The 24,636-nt window shown below is 72.6% G+C and carries 28 protein-coding genes; 15 read left to right on the forward strand and 13 right to left on the reverse strand.

Annotated elements, in window-relative coordinates:
* The first annotated feature begins 56 nt into the window (after positions 1 to 56).
* From AB0K10_RS11415 to AB0K10_RS11425, 3 genes are all read left to right on the forward strand, one after another.
* Complete coding sequence (locus AB0K10_RS11415) at positions 57 to 332, forward strand: glycoside hydrolase (protein WP_234588982.1); 276 nt, start codon at positions 57 to 59, stop codon at positions 330 to 332.
* A gap of 109 nt (positions 333 to 441) precedes the next feature.
* Entirely contained in the window at positions 442 to 1,188 is a 747-nt protein-coding gene (locus AB0K10_RS11420) for a lytic polysaccharide monooxygenase (protein WP_363682330.1), read from the forward strand.
* 63 nt (positions 1,189 to 1,251) lie between these two features.
* Entirely contained in the window at positions 1,252 to 1,863 is a 612-nt protein-coding gene (locus tag AB0K10_RS11425) for a DUF305 domain-containing protein (RefSeq protein ID WP_363682332.1), read from the forward strand.
* Here AB0K10_RS11425 and msrB read toward each other — a convergent pair.
* The gene (gene msrB / locus AB0K10_RS11430) at positions 1,829 to 2,233 is read right to left on the reverse strand and encodes a peptide-methionine (R)-S-oxide reductase MsrB (protein ID WP_363682334.1); all 405 of its coding nucleotides are present in this window, start codon (positions 2,231 to 2,233) and stop codon (positions 1,829 to 1,831) included. The genes AB0K10_RS11425 and msrB overlap by 35 nt on opposite strands.
* 47 nt (positions 2,234 to 2,280) lie before the next feature.
* Between msrB and ligD the strand changes: the two genes are divergently transcribed.
* Positions 2,281 to 3,318, forward strand: coding sequence for a non-homologous end-joining DNA ligase (gene ligD, locus AB0K10_RS11435; protein WP_363682336.1), 1,038 nt, complete (start codon positions 2,281 to 2,283; stop codon positions 3,316 to 3,318).
* Positions 3,319 to 3,329: 11 nt separating this feature from the next.
* Here the strand turns inward: ligD and AB0K10_RS11440 are convergent, their stop codons facing one another.
* Entirely contained in the window at positions 3,330 to 3,677 is a 348-nt protein-coding gene (locus AB0K10_RS11440) for a hypothetical protein (RefSeq protein ID WP_363682338.1), read from the reverse strand.
* A gap of 126 nt (positions 3,678 to 3,803) precedes the next feature.
* Between AB0K10_RS11440 and AB0K10_RS11445 the strand changes: the two genes are divergently transcribed.
* Positions 3,804 to 5,054, forward strand: coding sequence for a DUF222 domain-containing protein (locus AB0K10_RS11445; protein WP_363682340.1), 1,251 nt, complete (start codon positions 3,804 to 3,806; stop codon positions 5,052 to 5,054).
* A 185-nt stretch (positions 5,055 to 5,239) separates the two neighbouring features.
* On the opposite strand, the gene AB0K10_RS11450 is transcribed toward AB0K10_RS11445, so the two are convergent.
* A complete protein-coding gene (locus AB0K10_RS11450) occupies positions 5,240 to 5,578 on the reverse strand; it encodes a nucleoside triphosphate pyrophosphohydrolase (protein WP_363682342.1) in 339 nt (112 codons plus the stop codon).
* A 34-nt stretch (positions 5,579 to 5,612) separates the two neighbouring features.
* The gene (locus AB0K10_RS11455) at positions 5,613 to 6,125 is read right to left on the reverse strand and encodes a DUF402 domain-containing protein (protein WP_363682344.1); all 513 of its coding nucleotides are present in this window, start codon (positions 6,123 to 6,125) and stop codon (positions 5,613 to 5,615) included.
* An 83-nt stretch (positions 6,126 to 6,208) separates the two neighbouring features.
* Between AB0K10_RS11455 and AB0K10_RS11460 the strand changes: the two genes are divergently transcribed.
* From AB0K10_RS11460 to AB0K10_RS11490, 7 genes are all read left to right on the forward strand, one after another.
* A complete protein-coding gene (locus AB0K10_RS11460) occupies positions 6,209 to 6,688 on the forward strand; it encodes a DUF2975 domain-containing protein (protein ID WP_363682346.1) in 480 nt (159 codons plus the stop codon).
* Positions 6,688 to 6,903 carry a helix-turn-helix transcriptional regulator gene (locus tag AB0K10_RS11465; RefSeq protein ID WP_007457017.1) on the forward strand — a complete coding sequence of 72 codons (216 nt, stop codon included), beginning with the start codon at positions 6,688 to 6,690 and terminating at the stop codon, positions 6,901 to 6,903. The genes AB0K10_RS11460 and AB0K10_RS11465 overlap by 1 nt, the downstream gene beginning before the upstream one ends.
* Positions 6,900 to 7,055, forward strand: coding sequence for a hypothetical protein (locus AB0K10_RS11470; protein WP_363682348.1), 156 nt, complete (start codon positions 6,900 to 6,902; stop codon positions 7,053 to 7,055). The genes AB0K10_RS11465 and AB0K10_RS11470 overlap by 4 nt, the downstream gene beginning before the upstream one ends.
* A gap of 108 nt (positions 7,056 to 7,163) precedes the next feature.
* Complete coding sequence (locus AB0K10_RS11475; RefSeq protein ID WP_363682350.1) at positions 7,164 to 10,364, forward strand: FtsX-like permease family protein; 3,201 nt, start codon at positions 7,164 to 7,166, stop codon at positions 10,362 to 10,364.
* The gene (locus tag AB0K10_RS11480; protein WP_363682352.1) at positions 10,361 to 13,066 is read left to right on the forward strand and encodes an FtsX-like permease family protein; all 2,706 of its coding nucleotides are present in this window, start codon (positions 10,361 to 10,363) and stop codon (positions 13,064 to 13,066) included. The genes AB0K10_RS11475 and AB0K10_RS11480 overlap by 4 nt, the downstream gene beginning before the upstream one ends.
* Position 13,067: 1 nt before the next feature.
* Entirely contained in the window at positions 13,068 to 14,063 is a 996-nt protein-coding gene (locus tag AB0K10_RS11485) for an ABC transporter ATP-binding protein (protein ID WP_363682354.1), read from the forward strand.
* Positions 14,064 to 14,074: 11 nt separating this feature from the next.
* The gene (locus AB0K10_RS11490; RefSeq protein WP_363682919.1) at positions 14,075 to 14,800 is read left to right on the forward strand and encodes an ABC transporter ATP-binding protein; all 726 of its coding nucleotides are present in this window, start codon (positions 14,075 to 14,077) and stop codon (positions 14,798 to 14,800) included.
* A 337-nt stretch (positions 14,801 to 15,137) separates the two neighbouring features.
* Here AB0K10_RS11490 and AB0K10_RS11495 read toward each other — a convergent pair whose 3' ends face one another.
* The gene (locus AB0K10_RS11495) at positions 15,138 to 15,590 is read right to left on the reverse strand and encodes a GNAT family N-acetyltransferase (protein WP_363682356.1); all 453 of its coding nucleotides are present in this window, start codon (positions 15,588 to 15,590) and stop codon (positions 15,138 to 15,140) included.
* 73 nt (positions 15,591 to 15,663) lie between these two features.
* Here AB0K10_RS11495 and AB0K10_RS11500 point away from each other — a divergent pair, with 73 nt between their 5' ends.
* Entirely contained in the window at positions 15,664 to 16,176 is a 513-nt protein-coding gene (locus AB0K10_RS11500; protein ID WP_363682358.1) for a potassium channel family protein, read from the forward strand.
* On the opposite strand, the gene AB0K10_RS11505 is transcribed toward AB0K10_RS11500, so the two are convergent.
* Both AB0K10_RS11505 and AB0K10_RS11510 read right to left on the reverse strand, forming a co-directional pair.
* Entirely contained in the window at positions 16,103 to 17,674 is a 1,572-nt protein-coding gene (locus tag AB0K10_RS11505) for an alpha/beta hydrolase (protein WP_363682921.1), read from the reverse strand. The two genes, AB0K10_RS11500 and AB0K10_RS11505, sit on opposite strands and share 74 nt — an antisense overlap.
* Before the next feature lie 58 nt (positions 17,675 to 17,732).
* Positions 17,733 to 18,848: an ATP-dependent DNA ligase gene (locus AB0K10_RS11510; RefSeq protein WP_363682360.1), complete on the reverse strand. Its 1,116-nt coding sequence runs from the start codon at positions 18,846 to 18,848 to the stop codon at positions 17,733 to 17,735.
* Positions 18,849 to 18,983: 135 nt separating this feature from the next.
* Here AB0K10_RS11510 and AB0K10_RS11515 point away from each other — a divergent pair, with 135 nt between their 5' ends.
* Together AB0K10_RS11515 and AB0K10_RS11520 are read left to right on the forward strand one after the other, a co-directional pair.
* A complete protein-coding gene (locus AB0K10_RS11515) occupies positions 18,984 to 19,196 on the forward strand; it encodes a hypothetical protein (RefSeq protein WP_039905709.1) in 213 nt (70 codons plus the stop codon).
* Positions 19,197 to 19,328: 132 nt separating this feature from the next.
* Positions 19,329 to 19,751: an SRPBCC family protein gene (locus AB0K10_RS11520; protein ID WP_363682362.1), complete on the forward strand. Its 423-nt coding sequence runs from the start codon at positions 19,329 to 19,331 to the stop codon at positions 19,749 to 19,751.
* On the opposite strand, the gene AB0K10_RS11525 is transcribed toward AB0K10_RS11520, so the two are convergent.
* From AB0K10_RS11525 to AB0K10_RS11550, 6 genes are all read right to left on the reverse strand, one after another.
* Positions 19,726 to 20,220: a GNAT family N-acetyltransferase gene (locus AB0K10_RS11525; protein WP_363682364.1), complete on the reverse strand. Its 495-nt coding sequence runs from the start codon at positions 20,218 to 20,220 to the stop codon at positions 19,726 to 19,728. The genes AB0K10_RS11520 and AB0K10_RS11525 overlap by 26 nt on opposite strands.
* 30 nt (positions 20,221 to 20,250) lie before the next feature.
* Positions 20,251 to 21,171 (reverse strand): DNA-3-methyladenine glycosylase 2 family protein, encoded by a 921-nt coding sequence (locus AB0K10_RS11530; protein WP_363682366.1) that lies wholly within the window; start codon positions 21,169 to 21,171, stop codon positions 20,251 to 20,253.
* A 117-nt stretch (positions 21,172 to 21,288) separates the two neighbouring features.
* Positions 21,289 to 21,939: a hypothetical protein gene (locus tag AB0K10_RS11535; protein ID WP_363682368.1), complete on the reverse strand. Its 651-nt coding sequence runs from the start codon at positions 21,937 to 21,939 to the stop codon at positions 21,289 to 21,291.
* 204 nt (positions 21,940 to 22,143) lie between these two features.
* Entirely contained in the window at positions 22,144 to 22,926 is a 783-nt protein-coding gene (locus AB0K10_RS11540; RefSeq protein WP_363682370.1) for a zf-HC2 domain-containing protein, read from the reverse strand.
* Positions 22,923 to 23,615 carry a sigma-70 family RNA polymerase sigma factor gene (locus AB0K10_RS11545; protein WP_363682923.1) on the reverse strand — a complete coding sequence of 231 codons (693 nt, stop codon included), beginning with the start codon at positions 23,613 to 23,615 and terminating at the stop codon, positions 22,923 to 22,925. The genes AB0K10_RS11540 and AB0K10_RS11545 overlap by 4 nt, the downstream gene beginning before the upstream one ends.
* A 155-nt stretch (positions 23,616 to 23,770) precedes the next feature.
* Positions 23,771 to 24,628 carry a fused MFS/spermidine synthase gene (locus AB0K10_RS11550; RefSeq protein WP_363682372.1) on the reverse strand — a complete coding sequence of 286 codons (858 nt, stop codon included), beginning with the start codon at positions 24,626 to 24,628 and terminating at the stop codon, positions 23,771 to 23,773.
* Positions 24,629 to 24,636: the final 8 nt, after the last annotated feature.

Genomic DNA, 24,636 nt, shown 5'->3' on the forward strand with positions numbered 1-24,636 from the left:
GCTCCGGCGTGTCGTCCGTTAGATCGGGTGGACCGCCGTAACCCCGGAGGATCGCCATGATCAAGCGCAACAAGCTCTTCGGCAGCCAGACCCGGGTAACCTTCTGTCTTCCCCGGGACGCCCCGCCCGGTCCGGTGAGCGTGGTGGGCTCCTTCAACGACTGGGAGCCCGGCCGGCACGAGCTGGTGGCCCGCCGCGACGGCACTCGGACGGTGACCGTGAAGCTCGGCCCGGGGGAGTATCGGTTCCGTTATCTCGCCAGCGGCGGCGTCTGGCTCGACGACGAGACGGCCGACGATGTCGATGACCGCGGCAGCCTGCTGCGACTCTGAGGAGCGAAGTCGTCACCATCGATGGATTTATCGATGACGCTCTTTACTGTTAATAAAGTTTAAATTACCTTGAGGGCACCTCACCGCACCTGGAGAAGGAGCTGCCCCCATGCGTCGAAGAATCACCGTCCCGCTGGTGGCGGCGGGCGCTGTCGCCGCCACCCTCACAGTCGCCGCGCCCGCCCAGGCGCATGGCTACGTCTCCGCCCCACCGAGTCGGCAGGCGCTCTGCGCGCAGGGCCGGGTGCCCGACTGCGGGCAGATCAGGTACGAGCCCCAGAGCGTGGAAGGGCCCAAGGGGCTGCGCAGCTGCAACGCCGGAATCGCCCAGTTCGCCGTCCTCAACGACGACAGCCGGGGCTGGCCCGCCACGTCGGTCGGCAGTTCGCTGACCTTCACCTGGGTCAACACCGCCCGGCACGCCACCAGCAACTGGGAGTACTGGATCGGCAACACCCGCGTCGGCGTGGTCAACGGCAACGGGCAGCAGCCCGGCGCGACGGTCTCGCACACCGTCAACCTGGGCGGCTTCTCCGGCCGCCAGAAGATCCTCGCGGTGTGGAACATCTCCGACACCGCCAACGCCTTCTACTCCTGCATCGACGTGCAGATCGGCGGCGGCGGGTCGACGCCCACCCCCACGCCGACCACCTCGCCCACGCCCCGGCCCACCACCAGCCCGACCACCGCGCCGACGACCCCGCCCCCCACGGGCGGCAGTTGGACGAGCGGACGGGCGTACCAGGTCGGCGACCAGGTCACCTACGGCGGACTCACGTACCGCTGCCGGCAGGCCCACACGGCGATCCCCGGCTGGGAGCCGCCGAACGTGCCGGCGCTCTGGCAGCAGGTCTGACCGCACGGGTGCGGCCCCGGCCGCACCCGTGTCACCGTCTCATCGGATGATCGGAGCCTCGGCATGCCCCGCGTACACCTGCTGTCGTGGCTGGTCGCCGCGTCGCTGCTCGCCGCCTGCGCCGGGCCGTCCCCAAGCCCGGCGGCTTCCGCGCCCCCGGCCGGGACCCCGGCGGCCGGGGCCGCGCCGGCCGGCGCCGAGCTGAGCGGCATCGACGTGGTGTTCCTGCGCACGATGGTCGGGCACAGCGAACGCACCCTGCAGATCGTCCGGCTGGCCCGGGACCGGCTGCGCGACGACGCGCTGCGCACCCTGGCCGCCGCCGTCGAGGCGACCGAGGCCGACGAGCTGTCGGCCATGCGCGGCTGGCTGCCCACGGCCGGGCCGGGCGCCGATGCGGCCGGGCACGACCACGCCGGGCACGGCGACGACACCGCGCTCGACCGGCTGCGGGCCGCCGGGGACGCCGACGTCGACCGGGTGCTGCGCGAGGTGCTCGCCGAGCACCAGCGGGCCGCCGCCGACCTGGCCCGGGCCCAGGTCGACGTCGGCCGCGACGAGCGTGTCCGCGACCTGGCCCGGCGGATCGAGCGGTCCCGGACCGCCGAGGTCGAGCTGCTCCAGGGGTACGCGGCTCAGATCAGCTCGGCTCCAGCCGGACGGAGATCGAGTTGACGCAGTGCCGGGTGTCCTTCGGAGTGAAGCCCTCGCCGTGGAACACGTGCCCGAGGTGGCTGTCGCAGCGGGCGCAGCGGATCTCCGTACGGGCCATGCCGAGGCTGCGGTCCTCGATCTCCTTGACCCGGCCGGGAATGGCGTCGTCGAAGCTCGGCCACCCGCAGTGCGAGTCGAACTTCGTGTCGCTGGAGAAGAGTTCCAGGCCGCAGGCGCGACAGTGGTAGACCCCCTGGGTCTTGGTGTCCACGTACTCGCCGACCCACGGGCGCTCGGTGCCGGCCTCCCGTAGGACGTGGAACTCCTCGGGGCTCAGGCGGACACGCCACTCGTCCTCGGTCTTGGGCAGGTTGTTGTCGTCAAGACTCACCCGTCAACGGTACGTCGAACGTCGGGGGCGTGGCATAAGGTCGCGGGATGGGTGGCACCAAGGCAGCGGTCGCCGAGGTCGAGGTGGCCGGGCGCAGCGTACGGCTGAGCAGTCCGGACCGGGTGATCTTCCCGCAGCGGGGTTTCACCAAGGCGGACGTCTTCCACTACTACCTCGCGGTCGGCGACGGCATCATGCGCGCCCTGCGGGACCGGCCCACCACGCTGCAACGCTTCCCCGAGGGCATCGGGGGTGAGGCGTTCTTCCAGAAGCGCGTACCCACCCGTGGCGTGCCGCCCTGGGTGACCACCGCCCAGATCACCTTCCCGAGCGGTCGCAGCGCGGCGGAGCTGTGCCCGGCCGACCTGGCGCACGTGGCCTGGGCGGCGCAGATGGGCACGATCGTGTTCCACCCGTGGCCGGTGCGCGCCGCCGACGTGGACAGCCCCGACGAGCTGCGCATCGACCTCGACCCGCAACCCGGCACCGACTTCGCCGACGCGGCGCGGGCCGCCGGGGAGATCCGCGCGCTCCTCGACGAGTTGGGCGCCACCGGCTGGCCGAAGACCTCCGGCGGTCGCGGCGTGCACGTCTACCTGCGCATCCAACCCCGCTGGACGTTCACCGAGGTGCGCCGGGCCACCATCGCGCTGGCCCGGGAGGTGGAGCGCCGCACCCCCGACCTGGTGACCACCGCCTGGTGGAAGGAGGAGCGCGGCCGCCGGGTGTTCGTCGACTACAACCAGATGGCCCGTGACCGCACGATCGCCTGTGCGTACTCGTTGCGGGCCAACGCGCGGGCGACCGTCTCCACCCCGGTCACCTGGGACGAACTGCCCGACGTCGACCCCGACGACTTCGACCTGCGCAGCGTCCCGACCCGGCTCGCCGAGCAGGGCGACCCGCACGCCGGCATCGACGACGCCCCGTGGGACATCACACCCCTGCTTGAGTGGGCCGAGCGCGACGCCGACGCCGGCCAGGGCGACCTGCCGTACCCGCCAGACCACCCCAAGATGCCCGGCGAGCCCAAGCGGGTGCAGCCCAGCCGCGCCAAGCGCACCCCCGACGACGAGAGCGCCTGACTCTCTCTCCGCTAGTTGCCGGGCGTTTCGCGGGTGTCCGGCAGGTCGAGGTACGCCAGCAGCCGCAGGAGCCCGCTCACGTGCCGGAGGTCGTGCCACAGCGACAGGAGGTCCTCCGGACCCCGCTGCATGATGCCGATCAGCTCTGCGAGATCGTCGCTGCTCTGCCCGCAGTCGATCGCCAGCTCCGGCTGCGGAGTCATCTCGAATGCCGCACGAAGATCGATGTTCCAGTAGTGGTCGACGCGGAACTGGGACAGCGGGATGTGTGGGCCGAACCTGCTCTCCGCCGCGTCCAGCAGCATCGAACAGGCTTGGCGAAGATCCGCGATTCTCAGCGTCGCAGCGGCATCGGTCACGCCTCATGATCCCTCGGGATGCCGCTACCGAGCCATCGGTTTCGATCGCGCTGACCGTCCTGGGATCTGTCTTCCGTCGCCGCGCGGGCGGCGGAAATTGTCGTACACCTGTTCTAGAATTTGTGTGTGATCGATGAGTTGGCGCGGGCGGAGAGCGCGGTGGCGGCCTGCGTCGATGCTGCCGCCTGGGTCCTCTCCGAGCATGACCTGATCGCGACGATCGATGCCACGCACCGGCTGCAACAGCGCCTTGCGGCGGTGCAGTTGGCCGCCGTGCGGGAGCTGGACGGTCGGGGCACCGCTGTCGCGCAGGGCGCGTCCTCGACGGCGGTGTGGCTGCGTCATCGGCTGCGCCTCGACGTCTCTGCGGCGCGCCGCCTGGTCGGCCTCGCCGCCACGCTCGACGTGGCCCCGCCTGGCGTGCGGGTCGCCCTCGCCGATGGGGTGGTCAGCGTGGAGCAGGCCCGGGTCATCGCTGACACGGCCGCCACCGTGGCGACCTCGGCGGGCGCCGAGGTCGCCGACAAGGCCGTCGGTGTGCTGGTGGAGTGGGCCGAGCAGTTCGACCCCTCAGTGCTGCGCAGAATGGGCACCCGGATCCTCGACCACGTCGCCCCCGATGTCGCCGACGAAGCCGCCGAGGCGGCCCTCGCCGCCGAGGACGCGCGGGCGACCCGCGACCGGCACGTCACCATCTCCGAGCAGACCGGCGGGCGGCTACGGCTCAGCGGCACCCTGGACGCGGAGGCCGCGGCGCTGCTGTGCGCCGTCATCGACCCGCTCAGCGCACCGGCCGGCCCCGACGACACCCGCTGCGCCGGGCAGCGCCGTCACGATGCCCTCGCCGACGTGTGCCGGCTCGCCCTGCGCACCGGTGAGCTGCCTGAGAACGGCCGCGATCCGGCCCAGGTCGTCGTCACCACCTGCTACGACGGGCTGACCCGACAGTTGGGGGCCGGCGCTCTCGACATCGGCCCGCAGCTCACCCCCGACACGGTGCGTCGGCTCGCCTGTGATGCCGCCACCCTGCCCGCCGTGCTGGGCGGCGCCGGCCAGGTCCTCGACGTGGGCCGGCAGCGCCGCCTCATCAGCGGTCCGCTGCGTCGGGCACTCGTGCTGCGTGACGGCGGCTGCGCCTTCCCGGGCTGCGACCGGCCACCGCGCTGGTGCGCCGCCCACCACATCCGGCACTGGGTCGACGGCGGCCCGACCAGACTCGACAACGCCGTCCTGCTCTGCGGCCACCACCACCGACACGTCCACAAGAGCGACTGGGCGGTCCGCCTCGGCGCTGACGGCCGCCCGGAGTTCGTGCCGCCGGCCTGGCTCGACCCGGAGCAGCTCCCACGCCGCAACCACTACCACCGACGGACGTGAGCAGCCGGCACCGCGATCCGTCGCCCCGTCACCACTCGACGAGCACGAAGCCCAGCGAACAAAAGCACGCTGAGCGCGGCGCTGCGACGTGGCCTAACCCCGAAGCATCCATGCGGGGCTCTTCATGCTCTTCCGCCGAACGACCGCCGCTATCGGGGCGGTACGGGTTGTGCCCTCGCGTCCGGCTACGGGTGCTCGACCTCGTCGAGCCAGTAACGTTCGTCGAACGAACCACGAGCCGAACGCTTCTCGGCGGAGGCCCGTTCGACCTGTTCCGCTGTATAGCCGAGCAGCGTGATGATCGTCGCGAGAACCTCATGGACGTCGGCGAGTTCACCGAGGACGTCCTCCTGGCCGGCTGACCCAAGTTCCTCGGCTTCCTCGTGCAACTTGGCGACAAGGGCCGGCAGGAACCGCTCCCGAGGAAGGACGCGAAACTTCGGGACCTGGCCGTTTCCCGCGATGATCTCGGGAATGCGGTCACGTACCAGCTTGCCGTGAAGTGTTCTCCCGATCTGCGCCACGTCAGCATCCTCGCAGTGCCGGATCGCGCGGGGGTCACGGCGACTCGCGAAGCATGTCCCATCCGCGCCCCAGCCAGGGCTCCGTCCCGTGCCGAAGCACCTCCGCACAGCGCTCGGCCGTGGTCTGCGCAAGCGTCGCGTCGTCCGACGTCATCCAGCCGTGCCGGCACGCCTGTTCGAACTCGTCCCAGTCCTCGATCTCCACACGTCCGTCGCCCTCGTGGCGCACCGGATCCAGCTCAAGATCGACATACCGCCAACCCCCTTCGACGGCCTCTGGCGGGAGGCACACGTCGATCTCCAGCCGCCGATCAGTGGGGTCGCCGACCCACCATGCCACCCACGGGCGGTCCGCGGCCAGCAGCACCACTGTCGGCACGGACAGGCCGCCACTGTCGTGTGGAGCGGCCCACGGCGAACCGACCGGACCTCGCAGCCACGTTCCCGCATCGTCGTGCGCGACCTGCTGGAGATCGAACCAGAGGACCCCACCAGGACGCTTGACCTTGCTGAGCCGCACGCTGGTGGGTGTCTCCCCGATGTTCACGGAAGAACCCTAGGCGCAGCTGGGGGCGGCATGCAGGCCGATAACCGATTGACTTTCGATAGGTAACGAGCGAGACTCGATGTATGTTTGTTGAACGTCGAGCGGTAGCCGCTCTCCGTGTCTTTCTCGTGGTGCTGTTCGTGGTCCTGGTCGGGTTCCAGAGCTTCTCGCTGCCGGGGCAGTTCGCGCACATGGCCCAGGAGGCGCCCGAGCACGCGTACCTCCGGTGGCCGCTGACCGCCGTGACGGTCTTCTGGGTGCTGTGCGTCCAGGTGGTGATCGTGTCCACCTGGAAGTTGCTCAGCCTGGTCAAGGACGACCGCATCTTCACCGAGGCGTCCCTGACGTGGGTCGACCTCATCGTGTGGGCCATCGGCGCGGGGTGGGTGGTGCTCGTGGGCGTCTTCCTCTACGTCGGCTTTCACGCCGACGACCCGGGCGGCCCGATCCTGCTGTTCCTGCTGACGATGGGCGTCACGGTGCTCGGGCTGCTGATGGTGGTGATGCGGGCGCTGCTGCGGCAGGCCACCACGCTGCGGACCGACATGGAGGCGGTGATCTGATGCCCATCATCGTCCGCATCGACGTCGAGTTGGCCAAGCGCAAGATGAGCGTCGGCGAGTTCGCCGAGCGCGTCGGGCTCACCCCGGCGAACGTCGCGGTGCTGAAGAACGGCCGCGCCAAGGCCGTCCGCTTCAGCACCCTGGAAGCGATGTGCCGGGTGCTCGACTGCCAGCCCGGAGACCTGCTGGAGTGGGTCGAGGAGGAAACCCCATGAGGTACGTCGCCGCCACTGTCCTTGTCGCCCTCGGCGTCGCCGCCGTCGCGTACGGCGGAGCCGACGACTCGCCGGGCCTCCAGCTCGTCGGCGTACTGCTCGTCGTGGGCGCTGTCGTGTTCGCGGTACGGACGGCCCGGCGCGGAACGTGACCGCACCTGTCGTACTCGTAATAACGATCATGTAACGGGCGCGAACCTTTCCCCGTAGGTGACCTGTCTTGAAGGTCGTCGGCCCGCCAGGGCCAGGGGAGGCGTCGGATGAAGCTGGTGTGGAGGCGGGCCCGCGAGGCGCGGGGTCTGCTGGTTGCCGCGGTGATCGCCGCCCTGGTGGCCGTCGCGTTGGTCACCGGTCTGTCCGACTACAACCGCCGGGCGGTGGACGCCGGCCAGCGGGCGCTGGTCGCCGCGTCGCCGGCCGAGGAACGCGGCCTGCTGATCAGCGGCGCCGGTGGTCGCGACGCCGCCGAGTTCGCCAAGCGTGACCAGGCGGCACGGGCACAGTTCGCCGACGGGCTCGCCGGGGTCCCGGTCACCGTCGCCGGGGCCCGGTACGGCACGGGCCGGGAGCTGACCGGCGACCTCGGCTCGGTGCCGCGCACGGGCGACGAGCCGATCTTCGCGAACCTGGCCACCCTCGACGACCTGGCCGCGCACGCCGAGCTGACCAACGGAGCGTGGCCACGTCCCGGAGCGAAACCCGTGCAGGTGAGTCTGCCGGAACGGGTCGCCACGACACTCGGCCTGACCACCGGCGAGCGGATCCCGCTGCGGGACCGCTCCACCGAGAAGGCCAGCGAAATGGTGCTCGCCGGCACCTGGCGGCCCCGCGACCCGACCGAGGCGTACTGGCTGCTGGCCCCCGGCGTGGGTACAGGCAGTGCCGGGTCGGCCACCTCGTACGGGCCGTTCGCGCTGGACCCGGCCGACTTCGCGACCGCCTTCCCGGGCTCGGTGACGGCGTCCTGGCTGGCCGAGCCGGACCTCGGCGGCGTCGACGCCGGTGACCTGCCCGCGGTGCGTGCCGCCGTGAACGCGGCCGCGACGGCGGTGCCCGAGGCCGCCCAACTGGGCAGCTCGGCCCAGACGCTGACGAAGATGGACCAACTGCTCGACCGGATCGCCCGCGCCGACCTGGTGGGACGCTCCGCGCTGGCCACCCCGCTGCTGCTCATCCTGGTGCTCGGCGGGTACGCGCTGGTGCTGGTCGCCGCCCTGCTGCACGAGGACCGTCGTCCCCAGACCGCGCTGCTGCGCGCACGTGGCGCCGCCCGGAGTCAGCTCGCCGGCCTGGCTGCCCGGGAGGCGACCCTCGTGGTGGCACCGGCAGCCCTGCTCGGGCCGGTGATCGCCGGGGAGGCGCTGCGGTTCGTCCGCCCTGGCGGGACGGCAGAGCTGTCCGCCGCCGGTGGCAACACCACCCTGGTCTGGGCGGCCGCCGCGGCGACCGCCGCCGGATGCCTGGTGGCCATGGTCGCGCCGACGCTGCGGGGGGCCGGCACGTATGTGGCCGACATGGCCGCCCGGTCCCGGCCGAACCGGTCGGCGAGCGTCCAGCGGGCCAGCGTCGACCTGGTGCTTGTCGCGCTCGCCGTGCTCGCCTGGGTGCAGCTGCGCCGGTACGCTTCGCCGCTGGCCGGCTCGAACGGCCGTCTCGGACTCGACCCGCTGCTGGTGGCCGCGCCGACCCTCGGTGTGCTGGCCGGGGCCGTACTGGCGCTGCGGGTGCTCCCGCCGCTGACCCGGTTCGCCGAGCGGTTCGTCGACAGGCGACCGTGGACGGCCACCATGTTCGGCATGTGGCAGGCCGGCCGGCGTCCGCACGCCGGGCCGGTGCTGCTGCTCGCCCTCGCCGTAGGCGGGAGCACCCTGGCCTGGTCACTCGTCAGCACTGGTGAGCGGTCCCAGGTCGAACAGGCCGGCCACACGGTCGGCGCCGACCTGCGGGTGACCGAGCGGGCCGGCTCCGCCCCGACCAGCCGGGCAGGCCAGCTCGCAGCGCTGCCGGGCGTGCACCGGGCAGTGCCGGCGTGGCGAGACGAGGTACGGGTCGGGCGAGCGGACCTGCCCGTCACCGTGATCGGCCTCGACCCGGCCAGCGCGGCCGGCGTCGTCCGGCTCGCCGACCGGCTCAGCGACGAGCCGGTGTCGACGCAGTACCAGCGGATGGTCGCGGCCCGCGGCGCCCCCACCGGCGTCGAACTGCCTGCCGGCACCCGAGCGATCACCGGCACGGCCCGCACCCCCGTCGGCGAGGCCGATCGGCCCCTGAGGATCGCGGTGGCGTTGCTGGTCACCAGCTCCGACGGGCTGGCCTTCCGGCTGCCGGCGGTCAACGCCACCAGCGACGGACGGGCCGCGCCGTTCACCGTGCAGCTGCCCGACGTGGGCCCGGCGCGACTGCGGCTCGCCGGCTTCGAGGCCGACGGCGGGGCGGCGGCCGGAAACAACTACCGGCTCCAGGTGGACGGCCTCACTCTCGTCGGCGCGGACGGCGCCACGCGGCCCGCCGAACTGACCGGAGACTGGGTCACGGCGACGGGCCGCCAGGCGACCGGCGGCCAGGCGCCCCCCAAGGCGCAGTCCACCGCGACGGGCGTCGCCGCGAGCTTCCCGGTGGAGGTGATCCCCGGCGGGCAGTTCGCCTACCAACCGCCCACCCGGTTCGCCATCGTGCCCGCCGGGCAGATCGCACCCGTTCCGGTGCTGATGACCGCCGCAGTACGTGACGCGTTGAGCCTGCACACGGGCGACACCTTCAACCTGACCCTCTCCGGCGCGTCCGTGCAGGCCCGACTGCTCGGTGAACTGGACTCCGTGCCGACCACCACCGGCGCGGGAGTGCTGCTCGACCTGCCCACGGCGGTCGACGCGCTGATCCGCGCCGGCGGGACCATCCGGCCGGTGCCGGAATGGTGGATCGGCGCCGACGACCCGGCGGCTGCCGCCCGCGCCACCGCTGAACTGGCCGGCGTCACAGTCCTCGACCGGCGCGCCGTGATCGAGGCCGCCGCCGACGACCCGTACTGGCGCGGGTCGCGTACCGGCATGCTCGCCGCCGCGCTCGGGGCGGTCCTGCTCGCCCTGGTCGGTCTCATGGTCGACGTGTGGGCCACCGCCCGGCGCCGCGTGGGCGAGTTCGCGGTGCTGAACACCCTCGGCGCCACACCTCGGCTGCTGGCCCGGGCGCTGCTGGCCGAGCAGACCTTCCTGGCCGGCATCGGCGTCGGCGTCGGGCTTCTGCTCGGTGCCACGGTCGGAGCCACCATGGCTCCGTTGGTCATCCTCACCACGGCCGCCGGCCGGCCGGTGCCCCCGGCGGCATTCGCGCTGCCCTGGGTGCCCATCGGCCTCACCGCGGTCGGCCTGCTGCTGGCGGCGCTCGCCTTCAGCGCGTTCATCGCCGCCGGCATCCGTCAGCGGGTGGCGGCGGTGCAGCTGCGAATCGGGGGAGAACGATGAGCGTCGGCGCGGCCGCCCGCCGGGTCCGGGCGTACGGTGGGCAGTTCCTGCTCCTGGCGGTGCTGACCCTGGTGGTCACCCTGCTGGTCAGCGGAGCGCCCCGACTCGTCAACCGGCTCGCGGAACAGGGGTTGCGGGCGCAGCTCACCAGCGAGCCCCCCGCCCGCCGGGACCTCTCGTACACGTCGAACGCCCCGGTCCCCACCACGAAGACGGCGATGGCCGACGCGCAGGAGCGCTTCGACGCCCTCGCCGCCGGGATGCCGCCGCAGGTGCGCTCGGCGATCACCGAGCGGTGGCAGCGGGTGGACATTCCGCCGGCCCGCGTGGTGGGGCCGGACCTCGCGGCCCGCAACCTGCTTGTCGACCTGGGCCTGCGGGCCATGCCAGGCGTCCAGGACGCCAGCACCCTCGTCGAGGGCGCCTGGCCCAGCGAGACGTACGTCCCGGACCGGCCGATCGAGGTGGCGCTCGACGCCGACGTGGCCCGCAAGCTCAACCTGCGTACCGGCAGCCGGCTGCGCATCGGCACCGTCGACCTCGCGGGTACCTTCGTCGACCCGAAACCGGTGGTGGTGTCCGGCCTGTTCCGGCCCGTCGACCGCGCGGACGGGATGTGGGACGGGCTGCCGCAGCTGCTGCGAGTCATCGAACCGGAAGGCGACGGCGACCCGTTCACCATCACCGGTGTGATCGCCCAGTCCGCCATGAACAAGCGTGCCGCGGAGGGCTGGCCGATCGAGTCCGAGTGGCGGTACCGACTGGGCGTCGACCGCATCGACCCGCGCGGCCTGAACCACCTGATCGACGGTCTGCAGGAGATGCAACGCAGCCTCCCGCCCGGCTACGCGTTGACCATCGGCGTCGACGTTCCGCTGCGCGCGTTCGCCGCGCAGGTGAATGCCGCCCGTACCCTGCTCGCGGTCATCGGGGCCGGTGTGCTGGCCACCCTGGCCGGGTTGATCGTGCTCGCGGCGACCCTGGCCACCCGCCGACGCCGCTCGGAGTTCGTGTTGATCCGTGCCCGTGGCGGCGCGGCCACCGCCGGCGCCCGGCGCAGTCTGGCCGAGTCACTGCTGGTCGTGCCGGTCGCCGCCCTGGTCGGCTGGTGGCTCGGCACCCTGTTCCCGGGCGAACCGGATCCCACCGCCCCGTACGCCGCGGCGGCGACCGTCCTGGTCACCCTGGCGTTGCCGCTGGCGACGCTGGCGGTTCCGGCGGGCGGGGCGGCCCGCCGTGATCTGGTGCGGATGCGCCCGTCGGCGCGCCGGCTCACCGTCGAGGTGTCCCTGCTGTTGCTGGCGGGGCTCGGCGTGGTGTTGCTGCGCCGACGCGGGCTCACTCTCGGCGAGGTGGACCCTCTGCTGGTGTCGGTGCCCGTGCTGCTCGCGATCGCCGCGGCGGTGCTCGCGCTGCGCGCGTACCCCTGGCCGTTGCGGTTGGTCAGCCGGCTTGCCGCGCGGACACGTGGCAGCGTGACGTTCCTCGGCACCGCGCGGGCGGGGCGATCCGCCGTCGCCGCGCCGCTTGTCGTCGTGGTGCTGGCGATCGGCACCGCGGCGTTCTGCGCAGTCGTCGCCGCCGGCGTCGACGCCAGCCGCGACCGGGCCGTCGAGCGGATCGTTCCCGCCGACGCGCTGATCCGGGGGGAACGTTTCGCCCCGGACACGGTCGAGGCCCTGAACGGTGTGCCCGGCGTCCACGCCACCACCCCGGTGCTGATCGAGCCGGACGAGCGGCTGGCCAAAGATGAACTCGGCACCGACGCGCGGGTCGGGCAGACCACCGTGCTGCTGATCGACGGCCCGGGACTGGCCAGGGTCACCGGTGCTGCCAAGGTGGACGTGACGGTGCCGGACGCGTTGCGCTCCGCCCGGGCCGGGCAGGGGCCGCTGCCCGCCATCGTGTCCCCGGCCGTCGCCGCCGACCTGTCGCGAACGGGGCTGGAGCGTTCCGCGTTCGTCTCGGTGCAGGGGCAGCGGTACGAGTTCCGGGTGGCGGGTGCGCAGGACACCTTCCCACTGTTGGCGGCGAGCACCAGCCGGTTCGTCATCCTGCCCTGGCAGGCGTTGCCGCCACGGACCACCACGCCGGTGCCGACCAGCCTGCTCGTCGCCGGGGACCGGCTCGACGTCCAGGCGCTGCGGCAGGCCGGTGACCAGGGTCAGTTGCGCTACCAGCAGCAGGGGGCGGTGACCGGCCGGGAACGGCCGCTCGGGGTCACCGTCGACACCCGAGCGGGCGTACGACGGGACCTCGGTGACGGTGGCGCGAACGGCGTGCTGGCGTTCGGGTTCGTGGCGGGCGCCGCCGGCGGCACCGTTCTCGGGCTGCTGGCGATCGCGTTCACCGTGCTGGCCGGTGCGCGGGCCCGCGGGCAGGTGCTGTCCCGGCTGCGCACTCTCGGCCTGTCCCGCCGGCAGTGGCGGGGGCTGCTGCTGGTCGAGCTGGCCCCGCTGGTCGGGGTGTCGGTGCTGACCGGCGCGCTGGTCGGCGCGGTGCTCCCGCTGGTGCTCAATCCGGTGCTCGGCCTGTCCGCGTTCACCGGCGGAATGCCGGTCCGGGTGGCGTTCGAACCCGGCCTGGTCGTCGCGGTGTTCGCGCTCGGCGCGGTCGCCCTCGGCTTCGCGGTCGCCGTCGAGGCCCTGAACAACCGCCGGCTGCGCCTCGGTGAGGTGCTCCGGCTCGGAGAGGAGAGCTGAGATGACCGTTACCGCACAGACTCCACTGGTGCCCGACCTGGCCGCCCTTCAGCAGAGGGCCGCACAGCGTGCCGCCGAGCGGGCCGGCGGCCAGGATCGACTGCGCGGACACATCGTCTGCGACGGCCTGGTGCGGATCTTCAAGACCGAGGGGGTGGAGGTCGTCGCCCTGCAGGGTCTGGACCTGGTCATCGACCGGGGTGAGCTGGTGGCGATCGTCGGCGCGTCCGGCTCGGGCAAGTCGACCCTGCTCAACATCCTCTCCGGTCTGGACACGCCGACCGCCGGCATCGCCCGGGTGGCCGACTACGACCTGCTCTCGCTGTCGGCCAAGCGGCGACTGAGCTACCGGCGGGAGCTTGTCGGTTTCGTCTGGCAGCAGACCGGCCGCAACCTGCTGCCGTACCTGACCGCGCTGGAGAACGTCGAGTTGCCGATGCAGTTGGCCGGCAAGCGCGGCGGTAAGGGCCGCCGGGAGCGGGCCCGGGAGTTGCTCGACATGGTCGGCGTGGGCTACTGCGCGGACCGTCGGCCGGGTCAGCTCAGCGGCGGCGAGCAGCAGCGGTGCGCGGTGGCGGTGGCGGTGGCCAACGACCCGGAGGTGCTCTTCGCGGACGAGCCGACAGGTGAACTGGACGAGGCCACCGGCGCGGAGGTCTTCGGGGCGCTGCGCACCATCAACGCCGAACTGGGTGTGACCATCGTCGTCGTCACCCACGACCACGCCGTGGCCACCCAGGTCCGCCGGACCGTCGCGATTCGCGACGGCCGAACCGCCTCCGAGGTACGCCGTACCGCGCGCGTCGATGCGGACGGCAACACCGAACTGGTCAGCGAGGAGTACGCGGTGCTGGACCGCAGCGGCCGGATGCAGCTACCGGCCGGGTTCGTCGACGCGCTGTCGCTGAAGGAGCGGGTCCGGCTCGATCTGGAGCCCGACCACGTGCAGGTACGGCCCGGTGACCGGGCCTCGGACGAGCGGGAGGCACGGGCGTGAGCCCTCAGGACATGGTGGTGGCCGGAGCGGCCGGGTTCAGTGGCGGCGCCGGAACGCCTGCGGACGAGGCCGTGCGGGTCAGCGGCGTGAGCCGGACCTTCGGCCGCGGAGAACACGCCGTGCAGGCGGTACGGGACGTGTCGTTCAGCGCCAACCGCGGTGAACTCGTCGCCATCCGGGGCCGCTCCGGGGCCGGCAAGACCACGTTGCTGAACATCATCGGCGGGCTGGACCGGCCGGACAGCGGTCAGGTCGTGGTTGCCGGGCACGAGGTGACCTCGGCCGGGGAGGCCGAGCTGCTGCGGCTGCGCCGCGGCACCGTCGGGTTCGTGTTCCAGACCTTCGGGTTGGTGCCGATCCTCTCGGCCGCCGAGAACGTGGGGGTGCCGTTGCGACTGGCGCAGGTGCCGGCCGCGGAGCGGGAGCAGCGTGTGGCGGTGCTACTGGAGCTGGTGGGGCTGGGCGGGCACGCGGCGCAGCGCCCGTACGAGCTGTCCGGTGGGCAGCAGCAGCGTGTGGCTGTCGCCCGCGCGCTCGCCAACGAGCCGGACCTTCTCATCGCCGACGAGCCCACCGGCCAGCTCGACTCGGAGACCGGTCGCTCCATCATGGATCTGCTGCGCGCGGTGGTGCACGCCCGTGGCATGACGGCGCTGGTGGCCACGCACGACCCGGCCCTGATCGACCTCGCCGACCGGGTGCTCGTCCTGCGCGACGGCCGCCTGGTCGACGGCTGACCGCAGCCCCATGCACCCCCGGCCCCCGGCCGGTGGTCGGTGGTCGCTGCTCTGCGGACCACCGGCCGTCGGCCACGCGGTCAGAGACGACCGGCTGGGGCCTGTTCGCTTCCTGTAGAGCTGCCCCAGACATGGACCGCGTGGTAGGTGTGGGGCTTGCCTGCTGCGGGCGGGGTGAAGGTGTGCGGGCCTGGGCATTCCTGCCGCCGCCGTGGTTCGCTGCCCCACATCTGGGGCAGCTCTACACGGGCGAAGTGGGAACCTGGGGACCTGGCGGCCACAGCGCCGAAGGCGGCCGTCGGGCTGGCGACGTTGGCGGGCTGGCGACGTTGGCGGGTCAGAGCGGGAGCTTCATGCCCTCGTGACTGGCCACGAAGCCGAGCCCCAGGTAGAAGCGGTGCGCGTCGGCGCGGGACTTGTCAGTGGTGAGCTGCACCAGGGCGCAGCCACGCTCGCGGGCCTGCTCGATGGCCCAGGTCATCAGCTCCCGACCGAGCCCCTGGCCACGCCGGTCCGAGCGGACCCGCACCGCCTCGATCAGGGACCGCTCGGCGCCGTGCCGGCCCAACCCCGGAATGTAGGTGACCTGGAGGCACCCGACCAGCTCGCCGCCCTGCTCGGCGACGATCAGCAGGTTGCGCGGGTCGGCGCTGATGTCGGCGAACGCCCGCTCGTACGCCTCGTCGACCTCGGTGAAGTCGCGGGCCTTGCCCAGGACGTCGTCGGCGAGCAGGGCGATGACGGCGGGCAGGTCGGCGCGGACCGCCTCCCGGTAGGTCACATCGGTCATTCCGCGAGCCTGGCACAGCGAAACCGGCGAATGGGTCGGTGCCGCTTGCGGACAACGGGCAGCATGGGGCGGCATGGAGCTAGTGCTGCTGCCGTTCCGCTGGATCTACCGGGCGCTGGTGTGGTTCGCGAACTCGCCCCGCACACTTATCGCCTCGTACCTGCTGATGATCGTGGTGGCCGGGATCATCTACGGAGAGGTCGAGCACCGCAGCCCTGCCGACGCCGTCTGGTGGGCGGTGGTGACCGCCTCCACCGTCGGGTACGGCGACATCTCGCCGACCACCTGGGCGGGTCGGACGCTTGCCGCGCTGCTCATCTCGACCATGGTGTTGCTGGTCATCCCGCTGATCACCGCACACTTCGCGAGCCGGCTCATCGTCGACGACGACGCCTTCGTGCACGAGGAGCAGGAACAGCTCAAGGCCGACGTGCGCCGGATGCGGACGTTGCTGGAGGAGATGGCCACCAGGCAGGGAATCGAGCTGCCCCCACTGCCGCCGACCCGACCGGTCAGCGGGCCGGGCAGCGCAGGCCCTCGCGGGGAACGGTCAGCTCGAGCAGGTACGCGTCGACGGCCTTGGTGATGCAGGAGGTCTGCGGGTACGCGGTGTGCCCCTCGCCCTCCCACGTGAGCACCCGGCCCACCCCCAACATGGAGGCGAGGCGGCCGGTCTGCTCGTATGGCGTGGCCGGGTCGCCTGTCGTGCCGACCACCACGATCGGCGGCGCGCCGTCGGCCCGGCCGGTCGGGTACGCATCCCGGCTACCCGGCCACTCGACGCAGCTCAACATGCCGACCGCGAGCGCCGGACCGAACAGCGGATACTTCGTGCGCCACTGCGACTGCAGCTGGCGGATCTGTTCCCGGCTCGGCTTCTCGGTCTCGTCGGCACAGTTGACGGCGAGGTTGGCGTCGAACAGGTTCGAGTAGTGCCCGTCGCCCTCCCGGCCGGCATAGGAGTCGGCGAGGCGGAACACGTCCTTCGGGTCGCCCTCGGCCAGCCGGTCGATGGCGCGGGCCAGCTCCTGCCAGCCGGCTTCGGTGTAGAGCGAGGAGATGACCGCGTAGAAGACCCAGCCCGCCGTGGCCTCCCGCCCGTCGTCGCCGCGGACCGGAGAGACCTTGGCCTTGTCGATGGCCGAGGTCACGGCGGCGCGGGCGTCCGGGGCGATCGGGCAGCGCGCGGCGTTGGCGGCGCACCAGCGGGTGAAGTTGCCGAAGGCGCGTTCGAAACCGCGGGCCTGGCTCTCCGAGCCGGCGACCAGCCGCTGCTGCGGGTCGACGGCGCCGTCGAGCACCAGCGCGCGGACCCGCTGCGGGTAGAGCTGGGCGTAGATGGCGCCGAGCAACGTGCCGTAGGAGTAACCCAGGTAGGTGAGCTTGTCGTCGCCTACCGCTGCCCGGACCGCGTCCATGTCCCGGGCGGCCTGCTCGCTGCCGTACAGCGGCAACTGGTCGCCGTAGCGGTCCCCGCAGCCGCGCCCGATGCGCTGGCTCAACCCGACGAAGCCGTCGAACGCCGCCTGGCTCGCCGGATCCGGGTCGTAGCCGAAGCTGGCGTCCAGATCGGCGTCGGAGATGCACTTCACCGGACTGGACCGGGAGACACCGCGCGGGTCGAAGCCGACGATGTCGAAGCGTTCGGTGACCGAGGCGGGCAGACCGCCGAACTGGGGGCCGAAGGAGAGGTAGACGGCGGTGTCCACACCGGAGCCGCCCGGACCGCCGGGGTTGACGACCAGGGAGCCGATCCGGGCCCGCTGTTTGGTGGACCGTGCCCGCAGCAGGGCGATCTCGAAGGTCTGCCCGACGCCCGGCCCGGCGGTCGCCCCGCCACCGGTGCCCCAGTCACGGGGAACCGCGATCCGGGCACACTCGTAGCGCATGTCCGGCGCGCCCCGACCGACCAGGTCCTCGGCCGCCTCCGGGCAGGGCCGCCAGGTCGCCGAGGAGCCGGCCGGCGCCGGCGTACCCTCCACATCGGTGCGCGGCGCGAACGCCGGCAGCGTGCAGCCCGCGGTGAGCAGCGCCACCACGGCGAAGACGACGAGGCTGCGACGGACCCGGCGACTTGTCGCCATCCGAGGCTGGTCGGCGGTGCGGCTCACGTGATCCTCCGGTGTCGGGTCGACGGCCAGGCTACGCCGGACCGGTGGCGGCCCGATCGAGGGTGATCGCCGGATCGCCGCGCAGCACCTGGTCCACGTCGAAGCGGATCGGACGGTCGAGCTGGTCGTAGCGACAGGAGCGGGGATCGCGGTCCGGCCGCCACCGGACGAACTGGGCGGTGTGCCGGAACCGTTCACCCTCCATCGCGTCGTAACCCACCTCGACCACCAGCTCCGGGCGCAGCGGCTCCCACTCCAGGTTCTTGGTGCCGGTCCACCGGCTCACCCCACCCGGAATGCGCTGGCCACGCTCGTGGTCGCCGTGCACCCACGGATGCTCGCCGCCGGTGTCCCGGTAGGGGGCGAGCTCGTCGAGCAGCTCGGCGCGGCGGGCCATGCTGAACGACGCGCTCACCCCGACGTGGTGCAGGACGCCCGCGTCGTCGTAGAGGCCGAGCAGCAGCGAACCCACCACCGGACCGGACTTGTGCCAGCGGAAGCCGGCCACCACCGCGTCGGCCGTGCGCGAATGCTTGACCTTGAACATCAACCGCTTGCCCGGCTCGTACGGCAGGTCGGCCGGCTTGACGATCAGCCCGTCCAGCCCCGCGCCCTCGAAGACGTCGAACCAGCGGCGTGCGGTGTCCGCATCGGTCGTGACCTGGGTGACGTGCACCGGGGGTCGCACCCCGGCCAGCGCCTGGACCAACCGCTCCCGGCGGCGCGGGTACGGCTGGTCGAGCAACGCCTCGTCACCGATCGCCAGCAGGTCGAAGGCGACGAAGTCGGCGGGAGTCGTCTCGGCGAGCATCTTCACCCGCGACGCCGCCGGATGGATGCGCTGGGCCAGCAGCTCGAAATCCAGCCGGGGCTGACCGGACGGCCCGTCCCGCCTGATCACGATCAGCTCGCCGTCCACGGCGCACCGCTCGGGCAGCTGACGGCGGGCCTGCTCGACCACCTCGGGGAAGTAGCGGGTCATCGACTTGCCACCTCGGCTGGCCAGCTCGACCTCGTCGCCGTCGCGAAACACGATGCACCGGAACCCGTCCCACTTGGGCTCGTAGGTCACCCCGGCGGTGGTGGGCAGCTTCGCGACGCTCTTGGCCAGCATCGGCTCGACGGGCGGGTTGATCGGCAGGTCCACGGCGACCAGTCAATCAGACGGGGCCGACAGTCGTGAGGCAGATCACCGTGGGCACGGCGGGGGCGTGTCCGGCCGCGCGCCGCTCGTCCCGGGTGGGCGAATCGGATAGCCGCAGGTCAGAGCTAGTTTCGCGGGGTGTCCGAGTGGGTCTGTGACTGCTGCGGGCGGTGGCGGGTGAGCGTGGAGCTGATCCGGGGCCGCTACCGCTACCGGCTGACCCGCCGATACCCGCAGCGGTTCGGCGGTGGCCGGAACGTGCTCGGCGAGGTCGGTTCGGTGGCGGAGCTGGAGGAGCTGTTGCGTCGGCGTACCCCATTGAGCCTCGCGGACCTGCGCGAGGCCGCCTGATCCCGCGCGGCCGGTGGGCCCGCGGCCGGTTCGATGATCGGACCGGCCGGTGGATGCCGCCGTCACCATTCACCGGGCAGCGTCGTCGGCAGGGCGTGGGCGCCGGTCGGCGCCGCCGGGGGAGGGGACGCGATGCGATTCGAAACGGGTACCGAGATCGCCGCCGATGTCGAGCAGGTCTGGGCGGTGCTTGTCGACGTGCCGCGGTGGCCGGAGTGGACGGCCTCGGTGCGTCAGGCCGAGCGGGGCGAGTCGGGGCCCCTCGCGATCGGTGCGACGGCCCGCCTCACCCAGCCGAAACTACGGCCCGCCGTGTGGCGGGTCACCGAGCTGACCGAGGGACGGGAGTTCACCTGGGTCTCCGACACTCCCGGGGTGCACACCCGCGGCGAGCACCGGTTGCTGCCGCTGCCCGACGGGCGTACCCGGGTCGAACTGGCCATCGACCAGTCCGGACCGCTCGCCGGGCTGATCGGGCGGCTGTACGGCGGCCTGCTGCGCCGCTACCTGCGGCTGGAGGCCGACGGGCTCAGGGCCCGAGCCGAACGGAGCTGACGGCCGGCTTCTCGAGCACGGCGAGCGGAACGCCGTTCGGATCCGGCCGGTGCGCCACGACCCGGTAACCGCGCCGCTGGTAGAGCCGGAGATTGCGGGTGCTGTCCGCGCCGGTGAAGAGGGTGAACAGGGCCACCTCGGCCGGGCAGGCCGCCTCGATCGCGGCGAGCAGCCGGGCGCCGATGCCGCACCCCTGCTGGTCGGGTGCGACCGACAACCGCCCGATGTGCGCGGTGAGCCCGTCCAGGCGGGCCCGCACGGAGCCGACCAGCCGGTGTCCCAGCCGGGCGGCGAGGACCGTGGTCGGGCCGCTCAGCACCGCCCGGACCTCGTCCAGCGTCTCGGTCAGCGGCGGCAGGAACGGATCGGCGTAGTGCTGTGCCTCGGTCAGGTACGCGGCGCGCTGCACGGTGAGGATCTCACCGGCGTCCGCGACACCGGCCGGGCTGATGCGGGGCTCGACGCTCATCGCTTCAGCACACCACGGCCACCCGGTTCCTCAGAACCGGGCGAACGAGCGGATCGCTGCGCGCGGGCCGTACTTCGGCGCCTGGATGCCGGCCGCCGCCAGCAGCAGACAGACCCGACCCCGATGCCCCCGGAACGGCTCCAGCAGGGCCAGCATCCGCGCGTCGTCACCCCTCGGTTCGCCGGCGAGCGCCCAGGCCACCGTGTTCGGGATGTGGTAGTCGCCGATGCTCACCGCGTCCGGGTCGCCGTAGGCGATGCGGACCACCTCGGCGGCGGTCCACGGGCCGATGCCCGCGATGGCTGTCAACCGGCGGGTGGCCTCGGTGGCGTCCACGCAGCGCTCCAGCCGGTCGGCGAGCGCGGCGGCGCGGCGCAGTGTGTCGGCCCGGCGCTGCTCCACGCCGAACGGGTGGAACACCCAGTACGGCGTGGCGGCCACCGCGGCGGCCTCGGGCGGCAGCAGCAGCGGTTGCAGCGGGCCGGGCGCCGGCTCCCGGAAGTGCCGCACGGTCGCCGCGTACGCCCGGTACGCCTCCTTGCCGGTGACCTTCTGCTCGAAGACCGCGCGCAGCAGCCGGGGGAAGACCTGCCCGGTGGTGGGCATCCGCAGGCCCCGGTGCTCCCGAGCCAGCCGGGCGACGAGCGGGTGCGCCGCCGCCAGTTCGGCGAAGCCGGTCAGGTCGTCGTGCAGCCCGGCGATCGCGTCGGCGCGGGCCACCACGTGCTCGGCGCCCGGCCCGTAGCCCTCCGCGAGCAGCTCACCGCCGGCGGGCCGCAGCGCGAGGGTGGCCGGCCCGTCCGGGGTGCGGGTCGCCCACCAGAAGGTGCCGGCGGCGATGCGCGCACACGGGTCGTACGGGCTGAAGGTCAGGGCGCGGACCGACGCGGCCAGCCGGTACCCGACCGGCGGGTGCAGCACCCGGGTCGCGGCGGGCTCGGTGTCGGTCACCCCGCCACTCTGCCAGGTCGGGGCGCGACCACGGTCACCGCAGGCCCCCGGGTACGACGGTGGCCGGCCGCGCCCTTTCCGGCTGCGACCGGCCACCGTGCCCTGGCGTTGTCGGGATCAGTACGAGTAGCCCGAACCGCCGGAATCGCTCGTCCCGCTGTCCGCCGGCGGGGCGACGGCCTTCGGCGTGGAGGTGGGCAGGCAGGTGAGGTTCTTCTTGCCGTTCTGGTCGACCACGAACCACGTGCCGCCGACGGCCTGACCCTTCCACTGGCCGGGCTTCTTGTCGCCGATGTAGCGGTACACCGGCCAGCCGCCGATGGTGAGCTGGCGGGTGCCGTCCTGTCGGGTGACGCTGCCGACCTTGTCGTCGGAGAGGCCCTTGAGCTGCGGGTTGCCGTCGGTCAACGCCGGCGGCCACACCTGCGCGCACTTGTCGACGCAGTTCGACGCGGGCGGGTCGGCGGTGTCCTTGTCGAAGCGGTACAGGACCCAGCCGTCCTGGTCGGTCACGACGTTGCCCATCCGGGCGATCTTCTTGCCGATCAACTGCTCGGTCAGGTCGACGTCCGCGGGCGGCGGCGCGTCGGCGACCGGCGCCTCCGCGGATGCCGACGCCTCGGGCTCCGCCGACGCGGTGGGTTCGGCCGCGGCGACGGCGACCGGCTCGGCCGCGCTCGAGTTCGCCCCGTCGTAACCCGCGGGAGCGCAGGCCGTTAGTGCGACCATCGCGCTCGCGACGATGACGGTCCGCTTCATCTGTGCCACGTGCCCTCCTCATTCTTGGCAGTTCACCCATAGGTACGGCGGGCGGGCTGTCAAGGTTGAAGCAGCAACAGTGGTCAATTTCACTCGACCGGATTGAACCGAACATCGCGGCCATCCGTACGGCTCCGCACGGTACCTCCGACGACACAGAAAGATCGGCGCCGGCCATTGGAAAATGGCCGGCGCCGATGATGGTACGCGGCCCTACAGGGGCACCGTGACCAGCGGACTGGCCACACCGTTACCGTCGATCGACTGCACCTGGAGCTGCTTGATGTCACTCGCCAATGCCGACGTCGACGCACTCAGTTCAAGACCCTGCGGACGACTGTTCGTGCCGTACCCGCCCGCGGGCACCGACCACGACGAAACAACCTCCGTGCTGGCGTTCTTGCGTACCACCACCAGCCGGCAGATTCGCGGGCCGGGCAATTTCCGCAGGCTGAAATTGATGCGGGTGCCGTACTCCCGCTCGACCAGGAACATGGTCGTCTGCACGCCTGTCGTCGGATCGGTGGCGTCGACCTGGTCGCCCTCCTCCTCGGTGCCGCCGACGCCCGGCCCGCTCGGCGGCGCGGTCGGCGCACTCGTCGGCGGGTCGTTGGCCGCCGCGCTCGTCGTCGGATCCGCGAGAATCCCCGGCGTCTCCTCACCGGCCACACTCACGAAGCCGTAACCCGTCAGACCGCCGAAGACCACCACCGCCGCGGCGGTCGCGAGCAACTGACGAAACCGGGTGCGCCGCCGGTCGGCCCGGACCGCTACCAACGTCCGGTCCAGCAGTGCCGGATCGGTGGCCGTCTGCTCCAGCGCCATCATCGTCTCGCCGTCGATGCCGGAGAGCAGCCCGACCACCGGCACCATCGTCTCCAGCTCGGCCGCGCACGCCCAGCACGCGGCGAGGTGCTCCTCGAACCGCTCGGTGTCCTGCTCGTCGAGCACGCCGAGCGCGTACGCGGCGACGTCCATGTGCTCTGGCCGGCTCATTCTGTCACCCCCCGCTCCTGCAGAGCCGTGCGCAGCGCGCGCAGCGCGTAGTAGACCCGCGACTTGGCGGTGCCCAGCGGAAGCCCCAACTCCTCGGCAGCCTCCGGCACCGTCCGCCCCCGGAAGTACGTCGCGATCAGGATCTCCCGGTGCGACTGACTCAGCGTACGCAGCGCGTCCGCCACCGTCATCGTGCGCAGCACCCGGTCGGTGCTGTCCGCTTCGGCGAAGGCGGTCAGATCCCGGTCGTACGTCTCCGGCGGTCGGGCCTCCTGGCTGCGGTGCTCGTCGATGGCGATCCGACGGGCCACCGTGACCAGCCACGGCCGCAGCGAACCCTGCCCCTGCGCGCCGAGGCGGTGCGCGTTGCGCCAGGCCCGCAGCAGCGTCTCCTGCACGATGTCCTCGGCGCGCTGCCGGTCCCCGCCGGTGAGCCGCATGACGAACATCAGCAACGGGCCGGCGTGCTCGGCATAGAGCTGCCGGATCAACTGGTCGGAGTGGTTCGCCTCGGTTGTCGTCGCCTGGTGGCGCCCGGGCGCCGGTCGGGGCGTCACCGGACCATTTTGGCGAGACGTGGCTCGGGCGTCGACCCCCCGGGCAGTCGACGTCGGCCGCGACGACGACCGCGCGGACAACCAGTCTGCGCGAACCGCGTCGCCGTGCCAACCGGCCGCCACCGCATGCATGCAGACCTCCGGGATGTCCGTCACCATCGCCGCCACAAGGCGGGCCGCCCGGTGGTACGCAGCGGCGCCCCGAGCGGATCAACAAACGGCGAAAAAAGTTCGCCGGCCCGGTCTGCGGGTGTGGACAGGCCGGCCTGCGGACTCCGACGGACCGGTCAGCGGCGGACCGAGAACAGCCCCGGCGGCGGCGGATCCGAGCCGGTGGCGTCCGCGTCGCGCACCACTGCCGCGCCACCGACGAAGCGGTCCAGCTCGTCGCCGGCCACCACCCGGCCGGGGAACCAGTCTCCGGCCGCCCGCCTGGTCAACGCGGGCACCGGGGGCGTCGTCCGCCCGGCGACCAGCACCAGATTGCCGTACCGGCGGCCGCGCAGCACCGCCGCGTCGCCGACCAGGCACGCCTGGGGCAGCACCGAGCGGACCGTGGCGACCTGGCCGCGGGCGTACCGCAGTGGCGGCCCGTCGGCCAGGTTCGCCAGCAACCAGCCTGCCGGGCGGAGCACCCTCGCCACCTCGGCCGCGTACTCCACCGACGTGAGATGAGCCGGGGTGCGGGCGCCGGCGAAGACGTCGGCGACCACCACGTCGTAACTGGCGTCCCGGGTCGAGGCCAGCACGGCCCGCGCGTCCTGAACGCGGACCCGCAGTCGGGCGTCCGCCGGCCACGGCAACGCGCGGCGCACCAACTCGACCAGAGCACCGTCCACCTCGGACACCCGCTGGGTGGACCCGGGCCGGGTGGCCGAGACGTAGCGGGGCAGGGTCAGTGCGCCACCGCCGAGATGCAGCACCCGCAGCGGCTCGCCGGACGGCGCGACCAGGTCCAGTGCGGCGGCCAGCCGTCGGACGTACTCGAACTCCAGATGGGTGGGGTCGGTCAGGTCGACGTGCGACTGCGGCGCCCCGTCCAGCAGCAGCGTCCACGAACCAGCCCGGTCCGGTGACGGCACCAGCTCGGCGAGCCCGGTGTCCACAGGCTCGACCAGGCGGTCATCCGATCGTTTGCGTCCCAACGCGACAG

Origin of the sequence: Micromonospora sp. NPDC049274 (assembly GCF_040678875.1) — a bacterium.
Lineage (GTDB): Bacteria > Actinomycetota > Actinomycetes > Mycobacteriales > Micromonosporaceae > Micromonospora.

What these genes read in the sequence shown, in the direction of transcription:
- AB0K10_RS11415 (WP_234588982.1), top strand. Translation starts at nt 57, where the DNA reads ATGATCAAGCGCAACAAGCTCTTCGGCAGCCAGACCCGGGTAACCTTC.
- AB0K10_RS11420 (WP_363682330.1), top strand. Translation starts at nt 442, where the DNA reads ATGCGTCGAAGAATCACCGTCCCGCTGGTGGCGGCGGGCGCTGTCGCC.
- AB0K10_RS11425 (WP_363682332.1), top strand. Translation starts at nt 1,252, where the DNA reads ATGCCCCGCGTACACCTGCTGTCGTGGCTGGTCGCCGCGTCGCTGCTC.
- ligD (WP_363682336.1), top strand. Translation starts at nt 2,281, where the DNA reads ATGGGTGGCACCAAGGCAGCGGTCGCCGAGGTCGAGGTGGCCGGGCGC.
- AB0K10_RS11460 (WP_363682346.1), top strand. Translation starts at nt 6,209, where the DNA reads ATGTTTGTTGAACGTCGAGCGGTAGCCGCTCTCCGTGTCTTTCTCGTG.
- AB0K10_RS11465 (WP_007457017.1), top strand. Translation starts at nt 6,688, where the DNA reads ATGCCCATCATCGTCCGCATCGACGTCGAGTTGGCCAAGCGCAAGATG.
- AB0K10_RS11470 (WP_363682348.1), top strand. Translation starts at nt 6,900, where the DNA reads ATGAGGTACGTCGCCGCCACTGTCCTTGTCGCCCTCGGCGTCGCCGCC.
- AB0K10_RS11475 (WP_363682350.1), top strand. Translation starts at nt 7,164, where the DNA reads ATGAAGCTGGTGTGGAGGCGGGCCCGCGAGGCGCGGGGTCTGCTGGTT.
- AB0K10_RS11480 (WP_363682352.1), top strand. Translation starts at nt 10,361, where the DNA reads ATGAGCGTCGGCGCGGCCGCCCGCCGGGTCCGGGCGTACGGTGGGCAG.
- AB0K10_RS11485 (WP_363682354.1), top strand. Translation starts at nt 13,068, where the DNA reads ATGACCGTTACCGCACAGACTCCACTGGTGCCCGACCTGGCCGCCCTT.
- AB0K10_RS11490 (WP_363682919.1), top strand. Translation starts at nt 14,075, where the DNA reads ATGGTGGTGGCCGGAGCGGCCGGGTTCAGTGGCGGCGCCGGAACGCCT.
- AB0K10_RS11495 (WP_363682356.1), bottom strand. Translation starts at nt 15,590, where the DNA reads ATGACCGATGTGACCTACCGGGAGGCGGTCCGCGCCGACCTGCCCGCC.
- AB0K10_RS11500 (WP_363682358.1), top strand. Translation starts at nt 15,664, where the DNA reads ATGGAGCTAGTGCTGCTGCCGTTCCGCTGGATCTACCGGGCGCTGGTG.
- AB0K10_RS11505 (WP_363682921.1), bottom strand. Translation starts at nt 17,674, where the DNA reads ATGGCGACAAGTCGCCGGGTCCGTCGCAGCCTCGTCGTCTTCGCCGTG.
- AB0K10_RS11520 (WP_363682362.1), top strand. Translation starts at nt 19,329, where the DNA reads ATGCGATTCGAAACGGGTACCGAGATCGCCGCCGATGTCGAGCAGGTC.
- AB0K10_RS11525 (WP_363682364.1), bottom strand. Translation starts at nt 20,220, where the DNA reads ATGAGCGTCGAGCCCCGCATCAGCCCGGCCGGTGTCGCGGACGCCGGT.
- AB0K10_RS11540 (WP_363682370.1), bottom strand. Translation starts at nt 22,926, where the DNA reads ATGAGCCGGCCAGAGCACATGGACGTCGCCGCGTACGCGCTCGGCGTG.
- AB0K10_RS11545 (WP_363682923.1), bottom strand. Translation starts at nt 23,615, where the DNA reads ATGCATGCGGTGGCGGCCGGTTGGCACGGCGACGCGGTTCGCGCAGAC.